The 439-nt window shown below is 69.5% G+C and carries 1 protein-coding gene; it reads right to left on the bottom strand.

Annotated features, from left to right (window positions below; genetic code table 11):
• On the bottom strand, nt 1-439 hold a 439-nt coding region (locus tag SJI03_RS28840; RefSeq protein ID WP_322429464.1), incomplete at both ends, for an Ig-like domain-containing protein.

Raw genomic sequence — 439 nt, 5'->3', positions numbered from 1 at the left:
CTGCCCGCCACGGTCGCCGTACCCGACAGCACGCCCGTGGCGCTGTTCAGGCTCAAGCCGGCAGGCAGACTGCCGGCGCTGACGCTGTAGGTGTATGGCGCCATGCCGCCCGTCGCCGTGAGGGTCGCGCTATACGGCGTTTCCGCCGCTGCATTGGGCAAACTGGCCGGCGTCAGGCTGACAGTGGGCGCGCCCACGGTAATGGTCACGGTGGCCGGCGCCGACGTGCCGCTGCCATTCGTGGCCGTATAGGTAAAGCTGTCGCTGCCGCCGTAACCCGTCGTCGGCGTATAGGTGATGCTGGTGCCGCTGGCCGTTGCCGTACCGTGCGAGGCGCCGGAGGCTACGGCCACGGACGTTGCCGCGCCGCCGCTCAGGTTCAGGGTAATCGGATTGGCGCTGCTGCCATAGGCCACCGTGGCGCTGACTGCGCCGGCAA

Origin of the sequence: Janthinobacterium sp. GMG1, assembly GCF_034427795.1 — a bacterium.
Lineage (GTDB): Bacteria > Pseudomonadota > Gammaproteobacteria > Burkholderiales > Burkholderiaceae_D > Janthinobacterium.
Note: the sequence above shows the minus strand (reverse complement) of the source record. Positions and strands in the feature narration are given on the sequence as shown.